The organism is Clavibacter lycopersici (genome assembly GCF_003576405.1).
Taxonomy (GTDB): domain Bacteria; phylum Actinomycetota; class Actinomycetes; order Actinomycetales; family Microbacteriaceae; genus Clavibacter; species Clavibacter lycopersici.
This window is the reverse complement of the sequence record NZ_QWGT01000138.1, coordinates 1-7615: the sequence shown is the minus strand read 5'-3', so window position 1 is coordinate 7615 and position 7615 is coordinate 1. Positions and strand designations below refer to the sequence as shown.

The 7615-nt window shown below is 75.2% G+C and carries 4 protein-coding genes and 1 pseudogene; 4 read left to right on the top strand and 1 reads right to left on the bottom strand.

Annotated elements, in window-relative coordinates:
- Window positions 1-248 precede the first annotated feature (248 nt).
- A complete protein-coding gene (locus DZG00_RS10085; protein WP_119382941.1) occupies window positions 249-2306 on the bottom strand; it encodes a glycogen debranching protein in 2058 nt (685 codons plus the stop codon).
- 18 nt (window positions 2307-2324) lie between these two features.
- Here DZG00_RS10085 and DZG00_RS10080 point away from each other — a divergent pair, with 18 nt between their 5' ends.
- From DZG00_RS10080 to DZG00_RS10065, 4 genes and pseudogenes are all read left to right on the top strand, one after another.
- On the top strand, window positions 2325-3530 hold the full coding sequence (locus tag DZG00_RS10080; protein WP_119455585.1) for a cysteine desulfurase family protein: 1206 nt from the start codon (window positions 2325-2327) through the stop codon (window positions 3528-3530).
- Window positions 3527-4690 (top strand): tRNA 2-thiouridine(34) synthase MnmA, encoded by a 1164-nt coding sequence (gene mnmA / locus DZG00_RS10075; RefSeq protein ID WP_199688957.1) that lies wholly within the window; start codon window positions 3527-3529, stop codon window positions 4688-4690. Before DZG00_RS10080 ends, mnmA begins: the two co-directional genes overlap by 4 nt.
- 7 nt (window positions 4691-4697) lie before the next feature.
- The gene (ligA, locus tag DZG00_RS10070; protein ID WP_119382620.1) at window positions 4698-7175 is read left to right on the top strand and encodes an NAD-dependent DNA ligase LigA; all 2478 of its coding nucleotides are present in this window, start codon (window positions 4698-4700) and stop codon (window positions 7173-7175) included.
- A gap of 118 nt (window positions 7176-7293) precedes the next feature.
- Window positions 7294-7615: pseudogene (locus tag DZG00_RS10065) on the top strand (alpha/beta hydrolase); the annotation flags it as partial.

Sequence of the window (7615 nt, the reverse complement as noted above, 5' to 3'; positions counted from 1 at the left end):
CGCCGCCCGCGACGAGCGCGCGGCGGGTGAGGATGCGGCGCCGGGTCGGGCCGTCGTGGTCGGCGTCGGGGGAGCGGTCGCCGTGCGGGGCGGGGGACTCGTCGGTCATGTGCGGCGTCCTCGTTCTCGGTCGCGGCGGGCGCGGCGGATCGTGCGGGCGCATCCAGGAGAGCACACGAGCGCCGCGCGACGCGAACCCGCGGCGACCCCCGTCCGGGCCGGACGACCGCGCATCGCCGGGGCGGCGCTCAGCAGGCCCGGTAGATCCGCAGGGCCGGCCCGTCGACCTCGACGAGGTCGCCGGGCGCGTCGTCCGTCGCCACGACCTCGGGCCGCTCCCACTCGCTCGACCAGAGCAGGCGCCAGGCCGTCACGCCCTCGCGCTCCGGCAGCCGCACCCGCTGGCGCGACTCCTGCCCGTGGACGACGACGAGGACCGTGTTCGGCTCCTCGTCCTCGGGGGTCGACGCGGTGATCCACTGCAGCGTGCGCGTGCCCGCCGACTCCCAGCCGGCCTCCGTCATGTGCGCGCCCTCGGCGTCGCGCCAGTCGAGGACGGACGCGCTCGGCACGTGCGTGTCCGGCGCGGCGTAGCGCACGGGGCGGAGCGCCGGGTTCTCCCGCCGGATCCGCAGCAGGTGCCGCGTGGTCGCGTGCAGGTCCATGCGCCACGCGTCCTCGTCCCAGCGCATCCAGGTCGCCGCGTTGTCGAGGCAGTAGCCGTTGTTGTTGCCGCGCTGGGTGCGGCCGCGCTCGTCGCCCATCGTGATCATGGGGATCCCCGCCGAGACGAGGAGCGTGCCCAGCAGGTTGCGGGACGTGCGCCTGCGTGCCGCGAGGATCGCCGCGTCGCGCGTCGGCCCCTCCACACCGTGGTTCCAGGAGCGGTTCGCGTCCGTGCCGTCGCGGTTGGACTCGCCGTTCCCGCTGTTGTGCTTCCGGTCGTAGGAGGTGAGGTCGGCGAGCGTGAAGCCGTCGTGCGCCGTGACGAAGGAGACGGAGGCGAGCGGGCCGCGGTCGGCGGAGAAGGTGTCCGACGACCCGGCGAGGCAGGACGCGAGCGCGCCGACGCCGTTCGTCGCGTGCCCGTGGAGCCGGGCCTCCGCCATGTCCGTGAGCCAGAAGTCGCGCACGCGGTCGCGGTAGCCGTCGTTCCACTCGCTCCAGCCGGATCCGAACCCGCCCGTGCGCCAGCCGCCCATGCCCACGTCCCACGGCTCGGCGATCATCAGGAGTCCGGCCAGGGCCTCGTCCTCGACGATGGCGCGCAGCAGCGGATGCCCGGGGTCGAAGTCCACGTGCTCGTCGCGCCCGAGGGTGACGGCGAGGTCGAACCGGAAGCCGTCGACGCCCATCACGTCGGACCAGTGCTCGAGCGAGTCGAGCACCAGGCGCTGCGCGTCGGGGCGCGAGAGGTCGACCGTGTTGCCGCAGCCGGTCACGTCGATGGGCGTGCCGTCGGGCGCGTGCCGGTAGTAGCGGGAGCCGTCGATGCCGCGGAGGCTCGTGACGGGTCCGTCGGCGCCCTCCTCCGCGGTGTGGTTGTAGACGACGTCGAGCACGACCTGGATCCCGGCGTCGTGCAGCGCGTCGACCATGGCCCGGAACTCGGCCGCGACCGCGTCGGCCCCGGCGTCCCGCGCCCGGCGGGTCGCGTACGGTGCGTGCGGCGCGAGGAAGGCGAGCGTGTTGTAGCCCCAGTGGTTGATGCGGCCCTGCGCGCGCAGCCGCTCCTCGCTCGTGGAGGCGTGCACCGGCAGGAGCTCGACCGTCGTGATCCCGAGGTCGACCAGGCGCTCCACCGACGACGGGTGCCCGAGCCCCGCGTACGTGCCGCGCAGCTCCTCGGGCAGGCGCTCGTCGAGCTTGGAGAAGCCGCGCACGTGCAGCTCGTAGACCACCTGGCGGTCGCGCGGCACCAGGGGGCGGGCAGCACGGCGGGCCGCTCGCTCGGCGGCGGGCACGTCGCTCGTGACGACCGAGCGCCAGGCGGCAGGGCCCACCTGCACGAGGCCGCGCGCGTAGGGGTCCAGCAGGTGGCGCGTGGGGTCGAAGGAGTCGCCGGGCGCGGGGTCGCCGTCGACGCGCACCGAGTACGCCGTGCCGGGGACGAGCCGGGCGCTGGATCCCGTCCACACGCCGCCCTCGCCGCGCTCCATGGGCACGACCTCGGCCACGCGGCGGGCGTCGTCGACGGCCGAGACGGTGAGCTCCACGGCGGACGCGCCGTGGCTCACGAGGCGCAGCGTGCCGCCCTCGTCGTGGAGCGTCAGCCCCAGGGGCACGGGCGGTCCGGGGCGCGGCATGCGACCTAGGCTAGATGCATGACGGTCTACCTCGACCACGCGGCCACCACGCCCATGCGGCCCGAGGCGATCGCGGCGCTCGCCGGGGCGCTCACCCTGGTGGGGAACCCGTCCTCCATCCACTCGCACGGCCAGGAGGCCCGGCGCGTGCTCGAGGAGGCGCGCGAGGCGATCGCGCGGGCGCTCGACGCCGACCCGGTCGAGGTCGTGCTCACCTCCGGCGGCACGGAGTCGGTGAACCTCGGGATCAAGGGGCTGCACGGCGCGCGCGTCGCCGGCGACCCGCGGCGCACGCGGATCCTCGTGCCCGACGGCGAGCACCACGCCACGGTCGACACGGTCGAGTGGCTCGAGCGTCGCGGCGCCGTCGTGGAGCGGCTCCCGATCGACGCGCTCGGCCGCATCCGGGTCGACCGGGTCGCCGCCGCGCTCGCCGCGGACCCCGGATCCGTCTCCCTCCTCACGTTCCTCGCCGCGAGCAACGAGGTCGGCACGATCCAGCCGGTCGAGGAGCTCGCGGCGCTCGCCGCCGCCCACGGCGTCCCCGTGCACGTCGACGCGGTCGCGGCGCTCGGGCACATGCCGGTGCCGTTCCGGCGCTGGCGGGACGCCGGCGTCTCCGCGGTGAGCGTCTCGGCGCACAAGGTCGGCGGGCCCGTCGGCAGCGGCGCGCTCGTGCTCGCGCGGCAGGCGACGGTGGATCCGCAGATCCACGGCGGCGGGCAGCAGCGGCAGGTGCGCTCGGGCACGCAGGACGCCGCCTCCGCGGTGGCGTTCGCGACGGCCGTGACGCTCGCCGTCGCCGAGCACGACGCCGAGGCGGTGCGCGTGGCGCGCCTCCGCGACCGGCTCGTCGCGACCGTGCTCCGCGACGTGCCCGGGGCCGTGCTCCGCGGAGACCCGGATCCCGCGGGCCGCCTCCCCGGAAACGCGCACCTCACCTTCGCGGGCTGCCAGGGCGACTCGCTCCTGCTCCTGCTCGACATGGCCGGCGTCTCCGTCTCGACCGGATCCGCGTGCCAGGCCGGCGTGCCCGAGGTCTCGCACGTGCTGCTCGGCATGGGGATCCCGGAGGACGAGGCCCGCGGCGCCCTGCGGTTCACGCTCGGCCGCACCACGACGGACTCCGACGTCGACGCGCTCCTCGCCGCCCTGCCCGACGCCGTCGCGCGCGCCTCCCGGGCGGGCCTCGCGGGACGCGCGGCGCGTAGGCTCACGGGGTGAAGATCCTCGCAGCGATGAGTGGCGGAGTCGACTCCGCCGTGGCCGCCGCCCGCGCCGTCGAGGCCGGGCACGACGTGACGGGCGTGCACCTCGCACTCAGCCGCATGCCGGGCACGCTGCGCACCGGATCGCGCGGCTGCTGCACCGTCGAGGACTCGATGGACGCGCGTCGCGCCGCCGACCTCCTGGGCATCCCGTTCTACGTGTGGGACTTCTCCGAGCGCTTCGCGGCCGACGTGGTCGACGACTTCGTCGCCGAGTACCAGGCGGGCCGCACCCCGAACCCCTGCATGCGCTGCAACGAGAGGATCAAGTTCGCCGCGCTGCTGGAGAAGGCCCTCGACCTCGGCTTCGACGCCGTGTGCACGGGTCACTACGCCGACGTCCTCCCGGGGCCCGACGGGCAGCCCGAGCTGCACCGCGCCGCCGCCTGGGCGAAGGACCAGTCGTACGTGCTGGGCGTGCTCACGGCCGAGCAGATCGCGCACTCGTACTTCCCGCTCGGATCCACGCCCTCCAAGGCCGAGGTGCGCCAGGAGGCGGCGGCGCGCGGGATCCAGGTCGCGCAGAAGCCCGACAGCCACGACATCTGCTTCATCCCCGACGGAGACACGCGCGGCTGGCTCGCCGACCGCGTGGGTGCCGAGCCCGGCGACATCCTCGACGGCGAGGGGAACGCGATCGGCACGCACCAGGGCGCAGCGGCCTTCACGGTCGGGCAGCGCAAGGGCCTCGCCATCGGCACGCCGGCGCCCGACGGCCGGCCGCGCTTCGTGCTGGAGATCCGGCCGAAGGACAACACGGTGGTGGTCGGCCCGCAGGAGGCGCTGGCGATCCGCGAGATCGCCGGGTCCGCGTACACCTGGGCGGGCACCCCGCCCACGCGGCCCGACCAGCCCTTCGACTGCGACGTGCAGATCCGCGCCCACGCCGACCCGGTGCCCGCGAGCGCCCGGGTGTCGGGGGTCGACGGCATGGTGGAGCTCGTGATCACCCCGCGAGACCCCCTCCACGGCGTCGCCCCCGGACAGACCGCCGTCGTCTACGCCGGCACGCGCGTGCTCGGCCAGGTCACCATCGACCGCACCGTGAGCGCCGTGGACGACGCCCGGCCGCCGATGCGCGACGCCGTCCTCGCGGGCGCGGCCGCGGGGGAGTGACGCGACCATGACCGACACGGTTCCCGGCACCGCGGACGACGACGCCGTCCCCGCCACCACGCCCGCCGACCTCGAGGCCGCCAGCGCCCGGGTGGACGCGCTCCGCGCCGAGATCGAGCGCCACCGCGACGAGTACTACGCGTCGAACGGCAGCACCGTCTCCGACGCCGAGTACGACGCCCTCGTGCACGAGCTCGAGGCGCTCGAGGAGTCGCACCCGACGCTCCGCAGCCAGGACAGCCCCACCCAGACCGTCGGCGGCCGGGCGGAGACCACGCTCTTCGCGCCCGTCACGCACGCCGAGCGCATGCTGAGCCTCGACAACGTGTTCAGCGAGGAGGAGCTCGCCGAGTGGGCCGCCAAGGTCGAGCGCGACGCGGGCAGCGGCCGGGTCAGGTACCTCAGCGAGCTCAAGATCGACGGCCTCGCCATCAACCTCCGCTACGAGCACGGCGTGCTCGTCACGGCGGCCACGCGCGGCGACGGCGTCGTCGGGGAGGACGTCACGCAGAACGTGCTCACGATGGGCACCGTGCCGGAGCGCCTCGAGGGCACCGGGCACCCGCCGCTCGTCGAGGTGCGCGGCGAGATCTTCTTCCCCGTCGCCGGGTTCGACGAGCTGAACGCCCGCCAGCTGGAGGTCGGGGAGCGCGTCTTCGCGAACCCCCGCAACGCCGCCGCGGGATCCCTGCGGCAGAAGGAGGAGGGCAAGAGCCCCGCCCGGCTCGAGCTCATGCACGCGCGCATCCGACGGCTCCGCATGCTCGTGCACGGCATCGGCGCGTGGCCCGTCCGCGAGCTGGAGCGCGACGCGCACGTGTCCGCGCAGTCCGAGGTGTACGACCTGCTCGGCTCGTGGGGCCTCCCCATCTCGACGCACTTCCGCGTGTTCGACGACATCGCCGAGGTCACGGAGTTCGTGCGGCGCCACGGCGCCCATCGCGCGGAGGTCGAGCACCAGATCGACGGCATCGTCGTCAAGGTCGACGACCTGGGCCTCCACGAGGAGCTCGGCGCCACCAGCCGCGCGCCGCGCTGGGCGACCGCCTACAAGTACCCGCCCGAGGAGGTCAACACCAAGCTCCTCGACATCGTCGTGAGCGTCGGGCGCACGGGCCGCGCCACGCCGTTCGCGGTCATGGAGAAGGTCGAGGTCGCCGGATCCGAGGTGCGCCAGGCCACGCTGCACAACCAGCAGGTCGTCAAGGCCAAGGGCGTGCTCATCGGCGACACGGTCGTCCTGCGCAAGGCCGGCGACGTCATCCCCGAGGTGCTCGGCCCGGTCGTGGAGCTCCGCGACGGATCGGAGCGCGAGTTCGTGATGCCCACGCTCTGCCCCGAGTGCCAGACGCCGCTGAAGCCGGCGAAGGAGGGCGACATCGACCTCCGCTGCCCGAACGCGCGCAGCTGCCCGGCGCAGGTGCGCGGGCGCGTCGAGCACGTCGCCTCGCGCGGCGCGCTCGACATCGAGGGCCTCGGCGAGGTGGCGGCGGCCGCGCTCACGCAGCCGCTCGAGCCCGAGGATCCGCCGCTCGAGACCGAGGCGGGTCTGTTCGAGCTCACGATGGCCGACCTCGTGCCCATCACCGTCGTCGTGCGCGACGCCGAGACCGGCATGGTCAAGCTCGACGAGAGGACCGGCGAGGCCAAGCGCGTCACGCCGTTCCGCCGCAGGCGCGCCCCGAAGCGCGACGGCGCCTTCGACCCCGCGGAGCCGTGGGGCGACGAGCACTCCGTGCCGTCGAAGTCGGCCGAGGTCCTGCTGGATAACCTCGAGAAGGCGAAGACCCAGGACCTCTGGCGCATGCTCGTCGCCCTGAGCATCCGCCACGTCGGCCCGGTCGCGGCGCGCGCCCTGGCCGGCTGGTTCGGCTCGCTCGACGCGATCCGCGCCGCGAGCCGCGAGGAGCTCGCGGCGGTCGACGGCGTGGGCGGCATCATCGCCGACGCGCTCCTGGATTGGTTCGAGGTCGACTGGCATCGCGAGATCGTCGAGCGCTGGGAGCGGGCCGGTGTCGTCACCGCCATCCCCGGGCACCCGGGTCCCGGGGCGGCGGCCGCCGCGGGCGGCGTGCTCGCCGGGCTCACGGTCGTGGCCACCGGATCCCTCGAGGGCTACACGCGCGAGGGCGCGCTCGAGGCGATCATGGCGGCGGGCGGCAAGGCGGGATCCAGCGTCAGCAAGAAGACGCACTACGTCGCCGCGGGGCCTGGCGCCGGCTCGAAGCTCGGCAAGGCGGAGGCCCTCGGCGTGCGCATCATCGACGCGGCCGAGTTCCGCCTCCTCGTGGAGCAGGGTCCCGACGCCATCGCGCTGCCCGACGAGGGTCCGGCGCCGGATGCCGCCGCGCCGGCAGCCGAGGGCGAGACCGCGGATGCCGGGCACGCCGACGCCGCGCCCGCCGAGCCGGAGCCGAAGCGCGCCCGGAAGGAGAACGCGCCGATCGAGTCGGCGCCGGATCCCACCTCCGACGGCGAGCTGTGACCCCCTGATCGGGACTCCCGCCCGTTCCGCCGCGCCGATACCATGAGCGGACGCGTCGGCGCGGGCGCGCTCCCCGGCGCCGGCCCTCCGACGCCGGCTCTCTGGGGGATCTCGAACCGTGTCGACTCGTCTGCGCGCGCTGCTCACCGCCTCGGCCATCGCCTGCGGGCTGGTCGGGGCGATCGTCGCACCCGCGACCACGGCCGTCGCCGCGACGCGCCCGCCCGCCGTGCTCGCGGGGCCGGACGCCGCGGATCCGACGAGGGGAGCGCACCTGCCGAGCCCGACGCGCGTGGTCCAGCGGCTCCGCGACCAGGACGTCTCGGACCGGACCCTGCGCGACACGGCCCCCCTCGCGCTGCTCGGCGCGCTGCCCGCGCTCGACGCGCCGGAGCTGCGGCGGCTCGCGCACGCGATCCCCGACACGATCCGGGAGCTCG